This window comes from Nocardioides conyzicola, from assembly GCF_039543825.1.
Taxonomy (GTDB): domain Bacteria; phylum Actinomycetota; class Actinomycetes; order Propionibacteriales; family Nocardioidaceae; genus Nocardioides; species Nocardioides conyzicola.
The window spans coordinates 454,682-472,742 of the sequence record NZ_BAABKM010000002.1 but is presented as its reverse complement, the minus strand read 5'-3'; the positions used below and the strand labels follow the sequence as shown (position 1 = coordinate 472,742).

At 70.9% G+C, this 18,061-nt stretch carries 22 protein-coding genes and 2 tRNA genes; 14 read left to right on the top strand and 10 right to left on the bottom strand.

The genetic code is table 11. The features are described 5' to 3' along the window. Positions 1 to 93: 93 nt before the first annotated feature. From ABEA34_RS05265 to ABEA34_RS05240, 6 genes are read left to right on the top strand one after another with little or no spacing between them, the layout of a single operon-like run. A complete protein-coding gene (locus ABEA34_RS05265) occupies positions 94 to 996 on the top strand; it encodes an ABC transporter ATP-binding protein (RefSeq protein ID WP_345519960.1) in 903 nt (300 codons plus the stop codon). Then, positions 993 to 1,802, top strand: coding sequence for an ABC transporter permease (locus tag ABEA34_RS05260; RefSeq protein ID WP_345519959.1), 810 nt, complete (start codon positions 993 to 995; stop codon positions 1,800 to 1,802). The genes ABEA34_RS05265 and ABEA34_RS05260 overlap by 4 nt, the downstream gene beginning before the upstream one ends. Before the next feature lies 1 nt (position 1,803). Next, entirely contained in the window at positions 1,804 to 2,604 is an 801-nt protein-coding gene (locus ABEA34_RS05255; protein ID WP_345519957.1) for an ABC transporter permease, read from the top strand. Positions 2,605 to 2,623: 19 nt separating this feature from the next. Beyond that, complete coding sequence (gene rph / locus ABEA34_RS05250; RefSeq protein WP_345519955.1) at positions 2,624 to 3,346, top strand: ribonuclease PH; 723 nt, start codon at positions 2,624 to 2,626, stop codon at positions 3,344 to 3,346. Beyond that, entirely contained in the window at positions 3,343 to 3,942 is a 600-nt protein-coding gene (gene rdgB / locus ABEA34_RS05245) for an RdgB/HAM1 family non-canonical purine NTP pyrophosphatase (protein WP_345519953.1), read from the top strand. The genes rph and rdgB overlap by 4 nt, the downstream gene beginning before the upstream one ends. Next, complete coding sequence (locus tag ABEA34_RS05240) at positions 3,939 to 4,517, top strand: lysophospholipid acyltransferase family protein (protein ID WP_345519951.1); 579 nt, start codon at positions 3,939 to 3,941, stop codon at positions 4,515 to 4,517. Before rdgB ends, ABEA34_RS05240 begins: the two co-directional genes overlap by 4 nt. 6 nt (positions 4,518 to 4,523) lie before the next feature. Here ABEA34_RS05240 and ABEA34_RS05235 read toward each other — a convergent pair whose 3' ends face one another. From ABEA34_RS05235 to bcp, 3 genes are all read right to left on the bottom strand, one after another. Continuing rightward, positions 4,524 to 5,393 (bottom strand): bile acid:sodium symporter family protein, encoded by an 870-nt coding sequence (locus ABEA34_RS05235; RefSeq protein ID WP_345519949.1) that lies wholly within the window; start codon positions 5,391 to 5,393, stop codon positions 4,524 to 4,526. 49 nt (positions 5,394 to 5,442) lie between these two features. After that, positions 5,443 to 5,518 (bottom strand) — tRNA-Leu (locus tag ABEA34_RS05230). Positions 5,519 to 5,550: 32 nt separating this feature from the next. Beyond that, positions 5,551 to 6,042, bottom strand: coding sequence for a thioredoxin-dependent thiol peroxidase (gene bcp, locus ABEA34_RS05225; RefSeq protein WP_345519947.1), 492 nt, complete (start codon positions 6,040 to 6,042; stop codon positions 5,551 to 5,553). A 103-nt stretch (positions 6,043 to 6,145) separates the two neighbouring features. On the opposite strand from bcp, the gene ABEA34_RS05220 reads away from it, so the two are divergent. The 6 genes from ABEA34_RS05220 to ABEA34_RS05195 are packed head-to-tail and all read left to right on the top strand — an operon-like array spanning position 6,146 to position 9,200. Next, positions 6,146 to 6,850 (top strand): energy-coupling factor ABC transporter permease, encoded by a 705-nt coding sequence (locus ABEA34_RS05220; protein WP_345519945.1) that lies wholly within the window; start codon positions 6,146 to 6,148, stop codon positions 6,848 to 6,850. Beyond that, complete coding sequence (locus ABEA34_RS05215; protein WP_345519943.1) at positions 6,847 to 7,122, top strand: PDGLE domain-containing protein; 276 nt, start codon at positions 6,847 to 6,849, stop codon at positions 7,120 to 7,122. The genes ABEA34_RS05220 and ABEA34_RS05215 overlap by 4 nt, the downstream gene beginning before the upstream one ends. Before the next feature lies 1 nt (position 7,123). After that, entirely contained in the window at positions 7,124 to 7,792 is a 669-nt protein-coding gene (gene cbiQ / locus ABEA34_RS05210; protein ID WP_345519941.1) for a cobalt ECF transporter T component CbiQ, read from the top strand. A gap of 4 nt (positions 7,793 to 7,796) precedes the next feature. Next, on the top strand, positions 7,797 to 8,549 hold the full coding sequence (locus ABEA34_RS05205; RefSeq protein ID WP_345519939.1) for an energy-coupling factor ABC transporter ATP-binding protein: 753 nt from the start codon (positions 7,797 to 7,799) through the stop codon (positions 8,547 to 8,549). A 56-nt stretch (positions 8,550 to 8,605) separates the two neighbouring features. After that, the gene (locus tag ABEA34_RS05200; protein ID WP_345519937.1) at positions 8,606 to 8,860 is read left to right on the top strand and encodes a DUF3618 domain-containing protein; all 255 of its coding nucleotides are present in this window, start codon (positions 8,606 to 8,608) and stop codon (positions 8,858 to 8,860) included. A 40-nt stretch (positions 8,861 to 8,900) separates the two neighbouring features. Beyond that, a complete protein-coding gene (locus ABEA34_RS05195) occupies positions 8,901 to 9,200 on the top strand; it encodes a GroES family chaperonin (protein WP_345522760.1) in 300 nt (99 codons plus the stop codon). A gap of 52 nt (positions 9,201 to 9,252) precedes the next feature. Here ABEA34_RS05195 and ABEA34_RS05190 read toward each other — a convergent pair whose 3' ends face one another. From ABEA34_RS05190 to ABEA34_RS05175, 4 genes are all read right to left on the bottom strand, one after another. Next, positions 9,253 to 10,527, bottom strand: coding sequence for a hypothetical protein (locus tag ABEA34_RS05190; RefSeq protein WP_345519935.1), 1,275 nt, complete (start codon positions 10,525 to 10,527; stop codon positions 9,253 to 9,255). A 152-nt stretch (positions 10,528 to 10,679) separates the two neighbouring features. After that, positions 10,680 to 11,546, bottom strand: a complete 867-nt coding sequence (locus ABEA34_RS05185; protein WP_345519933.1) for a hypothetical protein — start codon at positions 11,544 to 11,546, stop codon at positions 10,680 to 10,682. Between the two features lie 43 nt (positions 11,547 to 11,589). Beyond that, entirely contained in the window at positions 11,590 to 12,009 is a 420-nt protein-coding gene (locus ABEA34_RS05180) for a PPOX class F420-dependent oxidoreductase (RefSeq protein WP_345519931.1), read from the bottom strand. Between the two features lie 22 nt (positions 12,010 to 12,031). After that, the gene (locus tag ABEA34_RS05175; protein WP_345519929.1) at positions 12,032 to 12,349 is read right to left on the bottom strand and encodes a hypothetical protein; all 318 of its coding nucleotides are present in this window, start codon (positions 12,347 to 12,349) and stop codon (positions 12,032 to 12,034) included. Between the two features lie 77 nt (positions 12,350 to 12,426). Here ABEA34_RS05175 and ABEA34_RS05170 point away from each other — a divergent pair, with 77 nt between their 5' ends. Then, positions 12,427 to 13,230, top strand: a complete 804-nt coding sequence (locus ABEA34_RS05170) for a transglutaminase-like domain-containing protein (RefSeq protein WP_345519927.1) — start codon at positions 12,427 to 12,429, stop codon at positions 13,228 to 13,230. Positions 13,231 to 13,288: 58 nt separating this feature from the next. Here the strand turns inward: ABEA34_RS05170 and ABEA34_RS05165 are convergent. After that, positions 13,289 to 13,364, bottom strand: a tRNA-Lys gene (locus ABEA34_RS05165). Between the two features lie 63 nt (positions 13,365 to 13,427). Further along, on the bottom strand, positions 13,428 to 14,999 hold the full coding sequence (locus ABEA34_RS05160) for a phytoene desaturase family protein (RefSeq protein ID WP_345519925.1): 1,572 nt from the start codon (positions 14,997 to 14,999) through the stop codon (positions 13,428 to 13,430). Positions 15,000 to 15,139: 140 nt separating this feature from the next. Here ABEA34_RS05160 and ABEA34_RS05155 point away from each other — a divergent pair, with 140 nt between their 5' ends. After that, the gene (locus tag ABEA34_RS05155; RefSeq protein ID WP_345519923.1) at positions 15,140 to 17,146 is read left to right on the top strand and encodes an ATP-binding protein; all 2,007 of its coding nucleotides are present in this window, start codon (positions 15,140 to 15,142) and stop codon (positions 17,144 to 17,146) included. On the opposite strand, the gene ABEA34_RS05150 is transcribed toward ABEA34_RS05155, so the two are convergent. Beyond that, a complete protein-coding gene (locus ABEA34_RS05150; RefSeq protein WP_345519921.1) occupies positions 17,129 to 17,995 on the bottom strand; it encodes a bifunctional helix-turn-helix transcriptional regulator/GNAT family N-acetyltransferase in 867 nt (288 codons plus the stop codon). The two genes, ABEA34_RS05155 and ABEA34_RS05150, sit on opposite strands and share 18 nt — an antisense overlap. Positions 17,996 to 18,061 lie beyond the last annotated feature (66 nt).

Below are 18,061 nucleotides of genomic sequence, written 5' to 3'. Positions count from 1 at the left end.
CGGACCTCGGTCCCCGGGGCCCCCTACTTTGGTTGTGGCGACTCGCGCCTGACGGTGGATGTCACGGTCGGCGCGGTAGGGCAGGCTGGGCGCATGATCACGGTCGAAGGACTCACTCGGAAGTACGGCAGCTTCACCGCCGTGGACAACGTCAGCTTCGTCTGCCAGCCGGGCAGGGTGACCGGCTTCCTCGGTCCCAACGGCGCCGGCAAGACGACCACGATGCGCATCATGGTCGGGCTCACGTCGCCGACCTCCGGGCGGGTGACCATCGGCGGTCACCTCTACCAGGACATCCCCAACCCGGGCCGGCACGTCGGCGTCCTGCTCGACGCCTCCGCCCAGCACGCCGGCCGCACCGGCCGCGAGATCCTCGAGCTCGGGGCCCGGACCATGGGACTCGAGCGCTCCCGGGTCGACGAGATGCTCGAGCTCGTCTCGCTCACCCCGGGCGAGGCCAAGCGCCGGCTCCGCAACTACTCGCTCGGCATGAAGCAGCGCCTCGGCATCGCCCACGCGCTCCTCGGTGACCCGTCCGTGCTGATCCTCGACGAGCCGGCCAACGGCCTCGACCCCGCCGGCATCCGCTGGATGCGCGGCCTCCTCCGGGGGTACGCAGAGCGCGGCGGCACGGTCCTGCTGTCCAGCCACCTGCTCAACGAGGTCGAGCTGATCGCCGACGAGATGATCCTCATCGGCCACGGCAAGATCGTCGCGCAGGGCGACAAGAAGTCGCTGCTGGCCGGCGCTGCCGGATCGGGCTCGACGTTCGTCACCGCGCTCGACAACCACGCGCTCGGCGAGGCGCTGACGGCCAAGGGCTTCGTGGTCGCCTGCGCGGGCGACGGTCTGCGCGTGGAGACGGAGCCGGTCGAGGTGGGCCGCACCGCCGCGGAGAGGGCGATCGTGCTGACCGACCTGCGAGCCGCGGACGGCGGGCTCGAGGACCTGTTCCTCGCGCTCACCTCCGACACGCAGCGGGAGGGACTGTCATGAGTGCCACCGCCCCCGGGCTCGGCCACGCGCTCGACATCTCCTCGACCTCCCCGACGCCCTTCGGCCGACTCGTGCTCGTCGAGCTGCGCAAGACCTGGGACACCCGGGCCGGGCTGTGGCTGCTGATCTCGACGGCGATCCTCACCGGGCTCGTGATGGCGATCCAGCTGGCGGTCGTGGTCGCCCAGGACCTCCAGGTCTCCTACAACGACTTCCTGACCTCCACGAACTTCTCCATCGGGCTCCTGCTCCCGGTCATCGGCATCCTGCTGCTGACCAGCGAGTGGAGCCAGCGCACGGCGATGGTCACGTTCTCGCTCGAGCCCCGCCGTCCGCACGTGATCGCCGCCAAGTTCGTCGTCGGCATCGCGCTGGCGGTCGTGGCCGTCGTCATCGCGCTGGTGCTCGCGGCGATCTGCAACGCCCTGTACGGCGCCCTCTCCGGCGACACGGTCGTCTGGGACCAGAGCGTCCAGCAGACGGCGTACTTCGTGCTCCTGCAGGTGATCGGCATGCTGACCGGCTTCGCCTTCGCGGCGCTGCTGCTCAACTCGCCGGCCGCGATCGTGCTCTACATGGTCTACTCGTTCGTCATCCCGACGATCTTCGGTCTCGGCGCTGCGCTGATCGGCTGGTTCGAGGACATCCGGCCGTGGATCGACTTCAACGACGCCCAGACCGGCCTCTTCGACGGCACCGGGATGTCCGGGTCCGAGTGGACGCACTTCGCGGTCTCGGGCCTCATCTGGCTCGTCGTCCCCTTGACCATCGGCGTCTCGCGGGTCCTGCGCGCGGAGGTGAAATAGAGTGAGCACCACGGCGCCCCTCGGGCACGCGCTGGACATCTCCACCACCCAGCCCACGCCCTTCCACCGGCTCGTCCGGGTGGAGCTGCGCAAGTCCTACGACACCCGGGCCAGCTTCTGGCTGCTGATGGTGATCGCGCTGATCGTGCTGGCGACCGAGGTCATCGTCCTGATCGTCACGACGGTCAACGACGAGTCGATCCAGTTCGGCGACTTCATCGGGGCGGCGGCGTTCATGACGTCGTTCCTGCTGCCGGTGCTCGGGATCATGCTGGTCACCAGCGAGTGGGGCCAGCGCACGGCGATGGTGACCTTCGCGCTGGAGCCGCGGCGGCCGAGGGTGATCGCCGCCAAGGCGGTCGTCGGGGTGCTGCTGACGCTGGGCACCGTCGTGGTGGCGATCGTGCTCGGCCTGGTGTGCAACCTGCTGTACGGCGCGATCCAGGGCCAGGCCGACTGGACCTTCGGGTGGGCGGGCTTCTTCGCGTTCATCGTCAACCAGACCTTCGCCATGCTCGGCGGCTTCGCCCTGGCCGCGCTGCTGCTCAACACGGCCGGCGCGATCGTCGTCTTCTTCATCTACAAGTGGGTGCTGCCGATCCTGATCGGGATCGGTGCCGCCCTGATGGGATGGTTCGACCGCCTGGCGCCGTGGATCGACTTCCTGTCGGCCCAGAACGAGCTCTACGACTGGCCGCTGACCGGCGACCAGTGGGCCCACCTCGTGGTCTCCGGCTTCATCTGGCTGGTGGTGCCCCTCGTGATCGGCGTCTGGCGGATCCTCCGCGCCGAGGTCAAGTAGCGCGCACTAGGGTCGGTGCATGAGTGCACGCGAAGACGGCCGGGCTGACGACGAGCTGCGACCGGTGACGATCACCCGCAACTGGCTCGACCACGCGGCGGGCTCGGTCCTGATCGAGTTCGGCAAGACCAAGGTGCTGTGTGCCGCCTCGGCGTCGCCCGGCGTGCCGCGGTGGCGCAAGGGCTCGGGCCTGGGCTGGGTGACGGCGGAGTACGCGATGCTGCCCGCCTCGACCAACACCCGCTCGGACCGCGAGTCGGTCAAGGGCCGGATCGGCGGGCGCACGCACGAGATCAGCCGGCTGATCGGTCGCTCGCTGCGCGCCGTCATCGACTACGAGGCGCTCGGTGAGAACACCATCCAGCTCGACTGCGACGTTCTCCAGGCCGACGGCGGCACCCGCACGGCGGCCATCACCGGGGCGTACGTCGCCCTGGCCGACGCGGTCGCGCACCTGCGCTCGACCGGTGCGCTCACGGGCGAGCCGCTGACGGGGAGCGTCGCGGCGATCAGCGTCGGCATCATCGACGGCGTCCCGCGCCTCGACCTGCCGTACGTCGAGGACGTCCGCGCCGAGACCGACATGAACGTCGTGATGACCGGCGAGGGCAAGTTCGTCGAGGTGCAGGGCACCGCCGAGGGGGCCGCGTTCGACCGCGCCGAGCTCGACGCGCTGCTGGCGCTGGCCGAGAAGGGCTGCGTCGACCTCTCCCGGCTCCAGCAGGAGGCGCTGGCCCGATGAGGGTCTTCCTCGCCTCGCGCAACCTCAAGAAGATCGCGGAGATGGAGCGGATCCTCCGCGAGCACCTCCCCGACGTCGAGGTCCTCGGCATCGACCAGGTCGACGGCTACGACGAGCCGGTCGAGGACCAGTCGACGTTCGAGGGCAACGCGCTGCTCAAGGCGCGGGCCGGCGTGCTCGCGACCGGGCTCCCGTCGCTGGCCGACGACAGCGGGCTCTGCGTGGACGCGCTCAACGGGATGCCCGGCGTGCTGTCCGCGCGCTGGTCCGGCCCGCCCAAGGACGACGCCCGCAACAACCAGCTGCTGCTGGCCCAGCTCGAGGACGTGCCCGACGAGCGGCGTACGGCCCACTTCCACTGTGCCGTCGCGTTCTGCCACCCGGGCGGCGAGGAGCTGACCAGCGGCACCATGCCCGGCCGGGTCGTCCGCGAGGTCCGCGGGAACGGGGGGTTCGGGTACGACGTGCTCTTCGAGGCCGAGGCCCGTCCGGGCCTCACGACCGCGGAGCTCAGCATCGAGGACAAGGACGCGATCTCGCACCGGGGGTGGGCGCTGCGGCGGATGTCCCCGATCGTCGCCCGGATCCTGCGATGAAGCGGCACTTCTTCGTCCGCCGCAACCTGGCGCGCCTGCTGCTGAAGCTGTCTCGCTGGAAGACCGTCGGCGAGGTGCCGCGCAAGGGCATCCTGGTCGGCGCCCCGCACACGTCCAACTGGGACTGGGTGCTCACGATGCTGCTGGCGTGGGACAACGACGTGCAGATCCGGCTGCTGGTCAAGGACTCGTTCTTCAAGGGACCGCTCGCGCCGATCATGCGGGCCAGCGGAGCCGTCGAGCTCGACCGGGCCAACCCGGGTGCCACGATCAAGGCCCTGCTGGCCGACGCCGAGACCGACGAGACGTTCCTGCTCGGCATCGCCGCCGAGGGCACCCGGAGCAAGAGCGACTACTGGAAGTCCGGCTTCTACCGGATCTCCCAGCAGACCGGGCTGCCGATCACGCTCGCGTTCCTCGACGCACCCTCGCGCACGGTCGGCTGGGGTCCGACCTTCCCGGTGACCGGCGACGTCTCCGCCGACATGGACCGGATCCGTGCTTTCTTCGCCGACAAGACCGGCATCAAGCCCGAGGGCACGACCGAGCCCCGCCTGCGCGAGGAAGACCGGTAGGGCCCGTCAGACCGGCTGGGGCGTCCGGGCCAGCCGCTTGGTGAGCACGAAGCCCCACAGCGTCGCAAGCGCGAACATGAAGATCGAGTAGACCGCGGCCGGGATCGAGATCTCGGTGCTGTCGAGGACCTCGACGGCGACGTAGATCGCCAGGGTCGCGTTGTGGACGCCGATCTCCATCGACGAGGCCACCGCCTGGGACTCGCGTACGCCGGCGGCGCGCGGCACGACGTACCCGGTCACGAGCGAGATCGCGCAGAAGAGGCCGGCGGCCAGGCCGACGTCGGCGAGGTAGCCGGCCGCGTCCTCCCGCTGGTCGACCAGGATGCCGAGGACCAGGACGGCCAGGATCACCGCGGACCCGATCCGGACCGGCCTGTCCATCCGCGCCGCGAACGCGGCCGCCTTCGCGCGCACCAGCATGCCGAGCAGCACCGGCACCAGGACGATCGCGAACACCTCCACGACCTTGCCGAACTGCAGGGAGACCGTGTCGCCCAGGTCGTAGTGGTTGATCGCGAAGTTGGTGATGAGCGGCAGCGAGATGATCGAGACGATCGAGTTGATCGCGGTCAGGGTGACGTTGAGCGCCACGTCGCCGCGGAAGAGGTGGCTGAACAGGTTGGCGCTGGTGCCGCCCGGCGACGCCGCGAGCAGCATCATGCCGACGGCCAGCAGCGGCGACAGGTCGAGCAGCTTCACCAGGCCGAAGCAGACCACCGGCAGCAGGATGAGCTGGCAGCCCAGCGCGACCGCCACCGCGCGGGGCGCGGAGGCCACCCGCCGGAAGTCGTCCGGGGTGAGCGAGAGCCCGAGACCGAACATGATGATGCCGAGCGCCAGGGGCAGCGCGACCGTGGTGAGGGCGGAGTCCATGCGCGGACTCTAGTGACCGCCGTCACATCTCGGGGCGGGTTGGCCGATGTGGTGCGCCCGGAGAGATTCGAACTCTCACTGGCCACGACCTAAACGTGGTGCCTCTGCCGTTGGGCTACGGGCGCGCGACGGCAGTCTCTCAGACCGCGAACTCCGCTCAGCGCGGCTCCTCGTCCGCGTTGTTGAGCTCGAGGTCGCGCCGCAGCTTGGCGACGTGGCCGGTGGCCTTGACGTTGTACTGCGCCAGGAAGACCTTGCCGTCCTCGTCGACGACCACCGTGGAGCGGATGACGCCCTCGACGACCTTGCCGTAGAGCTTCTTCTCGCCGAACGCGCCGTACTCGGTGAGGACCATCTTGTCCGGGTCCGAGAGCAGCGTGATGGTGAGGCCGTCGCGCTCGCGGAACTTCGCCAGCTTGGCCGGCTTGTCGGGGGAGATGCCGACGACCTCGTAGCCCGCGGCCTGCAGCGAGTCGAGGGAGTCGGTGAAGTCGCAGGCCTGCTTGGTGCAGCCGGGCGTCATCGCGGCGGGGTAGAAGTACACGATCACCTTGCGACCGAGGAAGTCGCTGAGACCCACCTCCTCGCCGGCGTCGTTGGTGAGCGTGAACTCGGGAGCGGTGTCACCGGGGGAGAGGCGCTGGCTCACAGGGGTGGACTCCTTGTCGCAAACAATGTGCAATAACGTAGGCTGAGCAGTCTCGGGCACGCCCAACCTATCGCCCGACCCCGGCACGCCGACAGGAGAGCGCATGCACGTCCCCGACGGCTTCCTCGACGCGCCGACCTCGGCCGCCACCGGCGCGTTCGCCGCCGTCTGCGTCGGCACCGCCCTCGTCCGGGCGCGCAAGGAGCTGGACGACAAGACCGCACCGATGGCGGGGCTCGTCGCGGCGTTCGTCTTCGCGGTCCAGATGCTCAACTTCCCGGTGGGGGTCGGCACCAGCGGTCACCTGATGGGCGGGGCGCTCGCGGCCGTGCTCGTAGGTCCGTGGACGGCGGTGCTGTGCATGAGCGTGGTCTTCCTCGTCCAGTGCCTCTTCTTCGCCGACGGCGGGATCACCGCCCTGGGCACCAACATCACGCTGATGGGCCTCACCACGGTGGCGGTCGGCTACCTGGTGTTCAAGCTGATGCAGGCCGTCCTGCCGAAGCGGCTCTCGCTGGTGCCGCTGCAGGCGGGCGTCGGCGCGTTCGTGTCGGTCCCGGTCGCGGCCTTCCTCTTCGTCGCCCTGTACGCCGTCGGTGGTGCCACCCACCTGGACCTCGACAAGCTCGCGACCGCGATGGTGGGCGTCCACGTCCTCATCGGCATCGGCGAGGGCGTCATCACGTTCCTGGCGGTCAGCGCGATCCTCGCCGTACGGCCCGACCTCGTGTACGGCGCGCGCCCGGTGCTGGAGCGCCGGGAGCTCGAGATCCGCACCACCGCCTCGGAGACGGAGGCGGCGGCGTGAGGCGGCCCAGCACCAAGGCGGTGCTGCTCGGCGTCCTGCTGGTGGCACTGGTCCTGGCGGGGGTCGTCAGCCGGTTCGCGAGCGGCAGCCCCGACGGTCTCTCCAAGGTCTCCCAGGACCACGGCTTCGCCGGCAGCGAGCGCACCCACGACAGCGTCTTCGGGGGCTACGGCAGCGTGTCCGGCGTCATCGGCGTGCTCGTCGTGCTGGCGCTGGCGGGCGGCCTCGCCTACCTGGCTCGCCGGCGCCGGTCGCGGGACGAGCGTCCCTGACGTGGGCGCCGGGCACGGTCACAAGCTGCACTTCCACGGCCACTCGGCGATCCACCGCGTCCCCGCGCACCTGAAGATCCTCACGCTGCTCGCGTTCATGATCGTCGTGGTCGCGACGCCGCGGGACTGGTACGCCGCGTTCGCGGTCTACGCCCTCGCGATCGCCGTGGTCATCGGCGTCTCGCGGGTGCCCCCGACGTACCTGCTCAAGCGCACCGTCGTGGAGGTCCCCTTCGTCTTCTTCGCCGTGCTGCTGCCCTTCGTCGCCACCGGCCCGCAGACCGAGGTGCTCGGGGTGAGCGTCAGCCAGCACGGGCTCGAGGCCGGGATCGCGCTGCTCGTGAAGGGCACGCTCGGCGTCCTCGCCAGCCTGACCCTGGCCGCCACCACGGAGCCGACCGAGCTGCTGCACGGCCTGGAGCGCCTGCGGCTGCCGCAGCAGCTCGTCCAGATCATGGCGTTCATGGTCCGCTACCTCGACGTCGTCACCGGTGAGATGCAGCGGATGAAGGTCGCCCGGGAGTCGCGCGGCTTCACGGCGCGCAACCCGCGGCACTGGCCGGTGCTGGCCCGGTCGGCCGGCGCGCTCTTCATCCGGTCCTACGAGCGCGGCGAGCGGGTCCACCTGGCGATGCTGTCGCGCGGCTACACCGGCAAGATGCCACGGTGACGACGTGACCACCCCCGTCCTCGACGTCCGCGGCCTGGCCTACGCCTACCCCGACGGCCACCAGGCGCTCTTCGGCGTCGACCTGCACGTCCACCGCGGCGAGCGGGTCGCGCTGCTCGGGCCCAACGGCGCCGGCAAGACGACACTCGTGCTGCACCTCAACGGGATCCACACCGCGGGTGCCGGCACCGTCTCCGTGAGCGGCCTCCCGGTCGAGAAGGCCAACCTGGCGGAGATCCGCCGCCGCGTCGGCATCGTCTTCCAGGACCCCGACGACCAGCTCTTCATGGGCACCGTCCGCGCCGACGTCGCCTTCGGGCCCGCCAACCTCGGCATCAAGGGTGCCGAGCTGGACCGCCGCGTCATGCACGCACTGGAGCAGGTCGGGATGGCGGAGCACGTCGACCGCCCGCCGCACCACCTGTCCTTCGGGCAGCGCCGCCGGGTCGCGGTCGCGACCGTGCTCGTGATGGAGCCGGAGATCCTGGTGCTGGACGAGCCCTCCTCCAACCTCGATCCCGCCTCGCGGCGTGAGCTCGCCGACATCCTGCGCTCGCTCGACGTCACCGTGCTGATGGTGACCCACGACCTGCCGTACGCCCTCGAGCTCTGCCCGCGCTCCGTCGTGCTCAGCGGCGGCACGGTCGTGGCCGACGGGGCGACGTACGACGTGCTCACCGACGAGGAGCTGATGCGAGCCCACCGCCTCGAGCTGCCCTTCGGATTCGACCCGCGTACGGCGATGCCCCGGCCCTGACCTGGGTACCGCGTGGTTGATAGCCTCACCCCGAACCCGTCGACGGAGGAGAACCTGTGAGCAAGGACGATTCGTTGTCCGCTCTCGAGCGCGAGATCGAGCAGACCAGGGAGCAACTGGCGACGACGATCGACCAGCTCCTCTACCGCGCGCACCCGAAGACGATCGTGAGCCGCGAGGTCAGCAGCATCAAGGCGCACTTCGTGGACGCCGAGACCGGCGCGCCGCGCACCGACAACATCCTCAAGGTCGTCGGTGGCGTCGTCGGCGTGGTCGCGCTGTTCGTGGTCATCCGCAAGGTCGTCAACTGACGCCGTGAGTGACTCGCTGGGCAGCAAGACCCCGATCAAGATGCTCCACGACCGGGTCCTCGTCGAGGTCGACCGTGAGGCCGGCGAACGCCGCTCCTCGGGCGGGATCGTCATCCCCGCCACCGCCGCCATGGGCGCGCGCCGCCTCGCCTGGTCCAAGGTGGTCGCGGTCGGGCCGCAGGCGCGGGCCGTCGAGGTCGGCGACAAGGTGCTCTTCGACGCCGAGGACAAGTCCGAGGTCGAGGTCCACGGCGAGCTCTACGTCGTGATGCGCGAGCGGGACGTGCACGCCGTCGCCGCCGAGCGGGTCGGCGACCAGGCCACCGGTCTCTACCTCTAGCGCATGACCCGCGTCGGTGCGCTTCCCGCCGACCTGGTGCGCCGGGTCGTGGTCAGCGGACCTTGACCTTCAGCGTCTTGGTGGCGGTGCCGTCGACGACGACGCGGAACTTGTAGGTGCCGCGCTTGGCGAGCCGCGGGAACGTCACCTTGGCGGTGCCGTCCGCGCGGACCGCGGCGGTGCGGCTCGACGTCCACGTGCCCTTGTTCAGCTGCTGCACCTGCACCACGTCGGCGTCGGTCGCGCTCACGGTGATCCAGTCGGCCTGCGGCGCCGTGCCCCGGCGGACGACGGTGGTGGTCGTGCTGAAGCCGAGGACCTCGGCGACCGCGGCGGCGGGCGCCGGGGTGGCCGGCGCCGGCGTGGCCGGCGTCGGGGCCGAGGTGCCGCAGGCGACCGTGCCCTGCCAGTGGTAGTTGGTGCCGCCGACCTGGACCCAGACGACGTCGTACGCCGTGAGGCCGGCCGGCCACTGCGCGTGGTTGGCGTAGGTGAAGACCGTGCGGCCGTCCCACGTGCCGGTGTTGTCGTGGAAGTTGAGCGAGAACTGGCCGGTCGACGTGGCGAAGCGGATGTTGACGTCGTTGGCCTGGCCCGACGGGATGTTGGACGGGTAGTCGACCGTCAGCGCGTCACAGGCGGGCGCGGCGTACTGCCAGTTCCAGTCCCACGGCACGACGGCCGGCGTCGGGACACCGGGGTCGCTGGTCACAGGGTCGGTGGGCGGGTCGACCACGGGCGGGGTGACGACGGGGGGGTCGACCACGGGCGGGGTGACGACGGGCGGGTCGACCACGGGCGGGGTGACGACCGGCGGGGTGACGACGGGCGGGGTGACGACCGGCGGGGTGACGACGGCGCAGGGCTCGACGTGGAACACCTTGAACTTGGTGTCGGCGCCCTTCGCCCCGTCGTTGCGGGTCGTGATCTTGACGTGGTAGCCGGCCTTCGCGTTCGCGGGCGGGGCGTCGAACGCGAGGGTGTACACCTGGGTGGCGTCGTGGTCGGTGCCGCCGCCAGCGGCGTCCTCGCCGATGAAGACGGGGCTGAGGTGGTTGGCGGTGACGCCGACCTTCGCGTCCGCGCCCTGGCCCTCGAAGGAGACCGTCGAGTAGAGGTTGCCCTTGTCGAAGCCGTACCACTGCACCTCGAAGGAGCACGACAGCTTCGGGTCGTTGCTCTGGTCCTCGGGACCGCCGACCTCGCTCAGCTTGATCGTGCCGTTGTTGCCGCCCGGGTCGGCTGCGGCGACGGCCGGGGCCGCGCCGAGCGTGAGGACGACCGGCACCAGGACGGCGGCGGCGGTGCTGACGAGGTGGGTCTTCATCCGAGTTGCTCCCAAGGCTGTGAACGGCTTGCCCGAGAAGGTTCACACGGGGAATGCGCCCCGTCGCCGGATGTGGACGAGCCTTGGCCGACCGGTGGACCAACCTTGCAGGTGCCTTGAGGAACGGGCCGCGAGGGAGCGCGCGCCGACCCTCAGAGCACCGGGTTGAACGGCTCGGTGCCCCTCACCAGACGCAGGCCCTTGATGCCGGAGTGCGCCTTGGCGTAGGCGAGCTCCTTGCCGAGGTCGCCGATGTTGTTCGACGCCGGGAGCGGGGCCAGGCCGAGGGTGGACAGGACGCCGATGGCCTTGCCGTCGGCGCTCACGAACGCCGAGCCGGAGTCGCCGGGGACGCCCGGGGACACGGTGTAGAGCGGGTGCGACCAGCCGCCGTCGGCGGCGTCGTCACCGAGGCTGACGCCGGTGTGCGGCGAGAGCAGCGCGATGCCGGCGCGGAGGCTGGAGTTGCCGTAGGTGTAGACGCGGTCGCCGGCGGCGGTGCCGTCGGTGTCGATGCCGGTCGGGCCGCCCCAGAAGGGGATCGACGGGTTCACCTTGGCGACGTCACGCGGCTTGACCCGGACCAGCGCCAGGTCGTTGTAGGCGCAGGTGTTGGCGTTCTTGGTGCCCAGGCGGTGCATGGTGCGCCAGGACGAGTAGACGAGGGTGCCGGTGGCGATGCGGGTGCCGCCGTCGACGACGCTGCCGCCCTCGACGAAGGTCACCTTCGTGCCGAGCAGCACGGACTTCGCCTGGCAGCCGTTGGTGTCGGTGGCCTCACCGAGGCCGGCGCAGTGGGCGGCGTACCCGACGTACACGCGCCCGGCCCGGTCGCGGTAGACGAAGTTGGCGGTGCACTGGGCGCCCTGCGTGTACATCATCGTGCCGGGGTGGATCCTGGCCTCGGCGGCGGCAGCCCAGCGGACCGGCTTCGGCTTGGCGTCCGCCGGACCGGTGAGCGCAAGGCCCAGACCGGTGGCGAGAGCGATGGCCAGGACGACGTGCCGGCTTCTCCACATGCCTGGCCAACGAGACCGACTCGGTCGGGGTTACGACGCGGGGTCAGCGGAGCATGCCGTAGGCGTGGGTCGGGACGACCCGGACCACCACGCGGCGGTCGCGGACCAGCGCGGCCCGGTAGTCGTCCCAGTCCTCGTGCTCGCCCGCCAGGGCGCGGTAGAGCTCGACCAGCTCCTCGGCGGCCTCGTCGTGGGCGTCCGCGACGACGTCCGAGAGCGTGACGTCGCCCTCGACGACGGCGTACGACCAGAAGTCCCCGCCGTTGACGTGGATCGCCGCCCACGGCGTACGGCGCAGGTTGGCGTGCTTCGCCCGGTCGGCGGTGGTCGAGACCCGGATCAGGCCGTCGTCGCCGACGGCGGCCAGGACGTTGGACAGCTGCGGTCGGCCGTCCCGCTTGATGGTGGTGAGGATCGCCTGCTTGTTGGCGCGGACGGCATCGAGGGCCTGCTGGATCTCCATGTCTCCAGGATGCTCGTCGGTGTCAACCGCGGCTGCGCCGCACGACGGCGTACGCCGTCAGCGCCGTCAGGACGACCAGGGTCGGTGCGAGCGCCCGACCGCCGTTGCGCTGGGACACGAGGATGCCCTGCTTGGACTGGTGGGACAGCACCGAGCCGGAGCTCTGGTGCGACAGCACGGACAGGGTGCTCTGCGAGGAGCCGATCGAGAGGAACGACGCGAACGAGCCGACGCTGCCGATCGACAGCGCCGACCCCACCGACCCGATGCTCAGCACCGATCCGTGCGACCAGAGCGACAGGATGCTGTTGCGGGACTGGAACGACAGCCGACTCTCCACGCCATCAGCGTAGAACGTCACCGTCCTGTTGTCGTCGCGATGTCGTGGGACCGGCGAAAGCGTGTGACGATCCGCCTATGGACAGGACCGTGGGCGCCGAGCTGGGCATCACCGCCTTCGGCGAGTGCCAGCTGGAGCTGCAGATCGCCGTCGCCCGGACTCCCGGGCTGGACGTCACCGAGCAGTTCTCGGTCGTGCACGAGAGCGGCGCCGAGATCACCCCCGTCGAGGTGGCCGTGCCGCACGACGGTCGGCTCCACCTCGTGACCCTGCCTCCCGGCTTCTCGCGGGTCACCTACCAGGCCCAGGTGCGGGGCAGCGCCGAGCTGCCGGAGCCCTCGCTGGCGGACCTGTCGCTCTACCGCCGGCCCAGCCGCTACATCGAGTCCGACACGTTCGGTGGCTTCGCGGTCTCCGAGTTCGGCAACGTCAGCGACGGCGACCTGCTCGCCGCCGTCTCGTCATGGGTCGGCACCCGCCTGGTCTACGTCCCGGGCAGCAGCGGGCCGACGACCGGCGCGACCGACACTCTACTGAGCGGCGCCGGCGTCTGCCGGGACTACGCCCACCTGGTGATCGCGCTGCTGCGCGCGATCCGGGTCCCGGCGCGCCTCACCGCCGTCTACGCGCCGGGGTGCGACCCGATGGACTTCCACGCGGTCGTCGAGGCCTTCGTCTCCGGCGCCTGGTACGTCGTCGACGCGACCGCCCTCGCGCCGCGCACCTCGCTGGTGCGGATCGCCACCGGCCGCGACGCCGCGGACACGGCCTTCATGACCACGGTCACCGGCAACGTCAACCTCGACTGGTCCTCTGTCACGGCGGTCGCCGACGACGGGCTGCCGACCGACGACCTCAACCAGCTGGTCGCCCTGCACTGAGTCCGTCGGAACGCACGAAGGGCCGGGAACCTGGTGGTTCCCGGCCCTTCGTGGGTGGTGGTACGGCATCAGGGACTCGAACCCCGAACCCGCTGATTAAGAGTCAGCTGCTCTGCCAATTGAGCTAATGCCGCGCGTGGTGAAGCGACATGAACGATACCAGCGGGGGTCCATCGAGAAAAATCGAGGGGCGCCGGTCAGAGCGAGGCCAGCACGGCCTGGGCGGCGCTGTGCCCGCCGAGGCCCGAGACGGCGCCGCCGCGACGGGATCCGGAGCCGCAGACGAGGACCGAGCCGACGTCGGTCTGGACGCCCCACTGCTGCGCGGGGGTGTCCAGGCGGGCGCGGTTGGGGGCCCAGGGCCACTCGAGGTCGCCGTGGAAGATGTGGCCACCGGGCATCGCCAGGTCGCGCTCGATGTCCTGCGGGATCTTCGCCTCCAGGCAGGGCCGGCCGTCGGAGTCGGTGGCGAGACAGGACTCGATCGGCTCGGCGAGGTGCAGGTTGAGCGATTCGAGCGCCCGGGCGACGGCCATGCGCTTGGCCCCCTCGGGGTCGCGGTCGAAGAGCGTCGCCGGGGTGTGGACGCCGAAGTAGGTCAGGGTGTGGGTGCCCGGCTTCGCGTCGCCGAGGATCGACGGGTCGGTGAGGGAGTGGCAGTAGATCTCGCCGGGCAGCACCCGCGGGACGTGGTGGTTGGCGGCGTCGTCGTACGCCTCGGCCAGCTGGCTGTAGTCCTCCTCGAGGTGGAGGGTGCCGGCGAAGGCGACCGCGGGGTCGAGACCCGAGCGGAGCTGCGGGAGGTGGTCGAGCAGCATGTTGATCTTCAGCTGGGAGCCGACCGGCTTCGACTCGGCGTCCTCGGGGCCACCGAGCAGGATGCGGAGCACCCACGGAGCGACGTTGGCGAGCACGCACCTGGCGCTCGCCCGGTGGGTGCCCGACGCGTCGTCCCAGGTGACCTCCGCCGAGTCGTCGGAGGCGTCGATGTGGCTGACGCCGGCCGACGTGAGGATCTCGGCCCCGGCCTCGGTCGCCGCGCGGGCGAGCGCGTCCGTGACGGCGCCCATCCCGCCGATCGGCACCCGCCACTCGCCGGTGCCGTTGCCGATCAGGTGGTAGAGGAAGCAGCGGTTCTGCAGCAGCGACGGGTCGTTCATCGACGCGAAGGTGCCGATGAGGGCGTCGGTCGCCACCACACCTCGGACCGTGTCGTCGGTGAAGCGCGCCTCGATGGTCTGGCCGAGCGGGTTGGTGACGATGTCGCGCCACAGGTCGGCATCGACACGCTCGCGGATCTCCCGCTCGAGCGGGAGCGGCTGGAGCAGCGTCGGCGCGACCACCTCGGCCAGGCCGGCGACCTCGCCGTAGAAGCGCTGCCAGGCGGCGAACTCGTCGTCGCCTCCGGTCAGCTCGCGGAACGAGGCCTCCGTGCGCGGACCCTCCGGCCGCTCGACCAGCAGGCCGCCGGCACGCCCCCCGCGCAGGGTCGGGGTGTACGACGCCACCGACCGGGACGCGAGCCGCAGCTCGAGACCCAGGTCGTCCACCAGCTGCTGGGGCAGCAGCGAGACCAGGTAGGAGTAGCGCGACAGGCGGGCCGGGTGGCCGGGGAACGCCGGTGCGGACACCGCGGCGCCTCCGGTGTGGTCGAGGCGCTCCAGCACCAGCACCGAGAGCCCGGCCCGGGCAAGGTAGGCGGCGGCGACGAGGCCGTTGTGGCCACCGCCGACCACGATGACGTCGTACGTCGTGCGCTCCGGGGTCATCCGATCAACTTAAGGCACGGCACCTCACCCTCTAGGTACCGGCAAGTCGCATGCCAGACTGCCCGACTCACGAGAGGATGAGCCGACCGTGTCGTGAGGGGCAGACCGCTCGGGAGGTGGGCGTGGAGGGTAAACCGTCGATGTTGCCCGCCCTCGGCATGGTCGCGCTCACAGCGGTCTTCGGCCTGCTCGCCGTGTACGGCGCCCCCAACGGCGGTGACGCGATCGGCATCTGGCCGGCCGCGCTCGCGTCCTCGACGCTCCTGGTGTCGAGGCGCCCCCCGACCCCCGTCGTGCTCGCACTGGTCTTCCTGGTCGCGTTCGGCACGATCTGGACCGACCGGCCGGTGGGCGTCGCGTTCGGCCTCGCCCTCGGACTCACGGCCGAGAGCTGGACGGTCTGGTGGATCCTGACCGGTGGGGTCCGGACCCGCCCGATGCTCTACACGAACGCCGACCTCGGCCGTTACATCGGCTCGGCCACCATCGGTCACGCCGTGGTCGCCGTGGCGGCGGTGATCACCAGCTTTGCGACCGGATGGGGCAATCCCTGGCTGATGGGTCTCGCGATCGGCGCGTCGAGCCTCGCGTCGCAGCTGTCGGTCACGCCGTTCTTCTGCAAGATGCGCCCGCATCGCGGGCTGGCACCGACCATCGAGCGGTCCGCCCAGTGGGCGCTGATCCTGACGGTCAGCCCGGTGGTCTTCCTGCTCAACGACTTCCCGGCGCTGGTCTTCATGATCATGCCGGTGCTCGCGTGGGGGGCGCTGCGCAGCGGTGCGTACGAGTCGATCGCCCAGCTCTTCGTGGTGCTGGGGTTCGCGATCGCGCTGACCACGCGTGGCCACGGTCCCTTCGCCCACGTCGACGATCGCTACGGGCTGCCGGCGGACGTGCAGGGGATCCTGCTCTCGATCTTCATCATCGACTGCGCCCTCGTCGTGGTGCCGTTCGTGCTGAGCGTCGGCGAGCAGCTCGAGAACGCCCGCCAGGTCGCCGCCGAGCGCGACAAGGTGCAGAACATCGTCCGCGGCACCACCGGCGTCGCCATCATCGGCACCGACGAGCTCGGCCGGATCACGTTGTTCAACCCCGGGGCCGAGCGGCTGCTGGGCTACTCCTCCGACGAGGTGCAGGGCCAGCTGACCCGGATGCTGCACAGCGACGAGGGGATCGCCGAGAAGGCCGCCGAGCTGGGGGTCGACGACGACTTCTCGCACGTCGCGACGGCCATCATGGGCCAGGGGCCGAGCGACATGAAGTTCGTCCGCAAGGACGGCGAGGAGCGCAGCCACTCGATGTCGCTCAGCCGGATCGTCGACGACCGCGGCGCGATCATCGGCTACGTCAGCACGTCCGAGGACATCACCGAGCGGGTCGAGGCGGAGAACCGCCTGGTCGAGGCCCTCGACACCGAGCGGAAGGCGGTCGAGCGGCTGCGCGAGGTCGACCGGGTCAAGGACGCCTTCGTGTCCAGCGTCAGCCACGAGCTGCGCACCCCGATCACCAGCATCCTGGGCTACATCGAGATGCTCCAGGAGGGTGCCTACGGGCAGCTCGGGCCCGAGCAGCTCGACGCCGTACGGCGCGTCTCGACCAACAGCTCCCGGCTGCTGTCCCTCATCGACGACCTCCTCACCCTGTCGCGCATCCAGGACGGCGGGCTCGGCATGGTCGACCGGATCGTCGACCTGCGCAAGATCGTCTCGGCCGCGTGCGCGGTCGTCGCGCCCTCGCTCGAACGCCGGTCCCTCCAGCTCGAGGTGGACCTCCCCGACGACCCGGTGCCGTTCCTCGGCGACCGGGACATGCTCGAGCGCGTCGTGATCAACCTGGTCGGCAACGCCGTGAAGTTCACGCCCGAGGGTGGGCGGGTCGACGTACGGCTCAGGGTCGGCCCCGAGTCGGTCGTGCTCGAGGTCGCCGACACCGGGATCGGCATCCCGCGGCAGGAGCAGGAGCAGCTGTTCACGCGGTTCTTCCGCTCGTCGCTCGCGCAGGAGCGCGCGATCCCGGGCAGCGGCCTGGGGCTGTCCATCGCGCACGCGATCGTCGAGCAGCACGGTGGCTCGATGTCGGTGGAGTCCGAGCAGGGCGAGGGCACGACCTTCACCGTGGTGCTGCCGGTGCTAGCCCCCGCTGACTAGGTCCTTCGCGAAGAACGCCTCGGCGTACGGGTTGTCGTTGTAGCGCTCGATCGGCCGGTAGCCGGCGCGGCCGTACATCGCGATCGCCTCCGTCAGCGTGCCGTTGGTGTCGAGGACGACCCGTCGGTGGCCGAGCCGAGCGGCCAGCGCCTCGAGCTCCCGGAGCATCCGCGAGCCGAGGCCGGCGCCGCGCCAGTCCTCGTGGACCCACATCCGCTTGATCTCGCCGGTGTCCGCCGACAGTGCGCGGACGCCGCCGTACGCCACCGGACGACCGTCGCTTGTCGCGAGCAGGAACGTGCCCGCGTGGTCGGGCTCGCCGGGGTCGAACCCGCCCGGGAACCGGCGGTCCAGCTCCGCGAAGTAGCGCCCGGCGGCGTCGATGGCGGCCGGGTCGGTCGGCTCGACCTCGCGCAGCCGGATCGTGGCCGCGCGCACGAGCAGGTCGGCGGTGGCCAGGGCGTCGACCAGTCGGGCCCGCTGCCGGTCGGTCAGCGGCGCCACCAGCCGTTGGGCGAGCTCCTCGGACCGGTCGTCGAGCTGGCGCCGGGCGCGCCGACCGGCAGCCGTCAGGGTCGCCACCCGGCGCCGTCGGTCGTCCGGGTCGGGGGAGAGGTCGACCAGGCCGTCGTCGTCGAGCCGTCGCAGCAGGCGGGTCAGGTAGCCGGAGTCGATGCCCAGACGCTCGCGCAGCTCGCGTACGCCGGCGCCGTCGGGCCCGATCTCGAAGAGCAACCGGGACACGCCGAGCGGCCGGCCCGTGCCGAGGAACGACTCCTCCAGGGCGCCGATGCGCTGCGTGTACGTCCGGTTGAAGCGGCGCAGGGTGTCGGTCTCGGGAGACGGCATTCTCTGACCTTAGTCAGAGGATAACGGGAGCGCCAGGTGCGTTGCATCTCCGGACCAGCGCCGGGT